This is a genomic window from Massilia sp. CT11-108, assembly GCF_047302915.1.
Lineage (GTDB): Bacteria > Pseudomonadota > Gammaproteobacteria > Burkholderiales > Burkholderiaceae_D > Telluria > Telluria orientalis.
In genome coordinates, this window is the sequence record NZ_JBKYMO010000881.1 from 1 (window position 1) to 1,421 (window position 1,421).

The following is a 1,421-nucleotide window of genomic DNA, read 5'->3' on the forward strand; positions in this document are numbered from 1 at the left end:
TGCCCCGCCCGCCCCGCTCGACACGGACGATGCGGCTGCGCTCGTCATAGCGGTAGCGCACCGTGCGGCCGGCCGGGTCGGTCAGTTCGAGCAGGTTGTCGTTCTCGTCCAGACGACGTGTCGTGACGCCGCCCGCCGCATCCACCTGCGCGACCAGGCGCCCGCGCGCGTCGAACCTGTAGTGCTGCACGCGGCCCAGCTGGTCGGTGACGACCGTTTCCTTGTCGAGATAGCGGAATGCCCACCACTGCCCCGTGTTGGTCCAGTTGCGCAATACCTTCCCATCCGGCCCTTCGACGTCGTACTCATAGCGCGACACGAGGCCGTCCGGCTGGCCGTGTTCCACCATCACATGGTTGCGGTAGCCGAACTCGCGCACGGCATCGCCCGCGCGGTTGCGCACGCGCCGCAGGTCGCCCGCGCCGTCATACTCGTAGGACACCAGCGTATGCGCGCTGCCTTCCGGTTCCGCGGGCATCAGCGTCACGCCCAGCAGGCGCATGCCGCCCGCGACGCGTCCGAACTCGAGGGCCAGGCTGTGCCCCGCGCTGTCGTCGATGCGTGCGGGCAGGCGGCGGGCGTCGTACGTGACGCGGATGTGGTTGTCGTTGGCGTCCTGCCAGCCCGTCAGCCGGGCGATACCGTCGCCGTACAGCACGGCGAATTGCGTGCGCAGGCCATTGTTGTCGACCAGCTCGAACGTCGTATCTCCCGTGCGCGCCAGCGTGATCTGTTCGGACGGCGAATGGATCGCGTCACCGACCCGCGGCAGCGAGAACGTGATGCCGCGGTCGAACGCGTCCAGCACGACGACCTCGTCGGCGCTGAGTTGCAGGCTGTCGCTGATGGGCAGCGCCCAGCCCTGGCCCAGCCAGCCGGCGCGGTGCAGCGCCGAGCTGTAGGTGCGCTGCCAGACCAGCGGCAGCGGCGCGGGTAACGCGAAGTCGAGGTCCAGGTCGCCGAGGAGGATCTTGTCGCCCGTGATCGGGTTGACGGGCTGGCCGACGAGGTTGCACGGCGGCTTGCTGGTGGCGATGCCGCGCTTGACCTCCGATGGCTTCTCGGCCGGTTTCTGCGCCTCCACCGGTTCCCTCGCGACGCCCTTGCCCGCGCCGGCTTCGGCCTGTCCCTGTGCCGACGCGAGCCTGGGCTGCAGGTTCGGATGCGCCATCAGCTTGTCGCGGTTCTGGCCGACCCATTCCGCGAACTTCGGCCCCAGCCGGCTCTGCGACAGGTTGCGCACGAGGAGCGAACTTTGCACCTGGCCGCGCGACAGGTACAGCACCAGCGCCGTCAGGATTGCCTTCACGAGCAGCATCTGCCCTTGCGCGAACGATTCCGTCGCCTCGCGCAGCATCGTCGTGCGCCGGGCGGTCGCGTCCGCCGGCAGGTCTCCGGCGTGCCAGGCGGTCGCGAAACCG

Annotated in this window: 1 protein-coding gene; it reads right to left on the reverse strand. The window is 69.7% G+C overall.

The annotated features are described in order from the left end of the window. On the reverse strand, positions 1 to 1,421 hold a 1,421-nt coding region (locus ACEN88_RS31655; RefSeq protein WP_413346116.1), incomplete at both ends, for a DUF6531 domain-containing protein.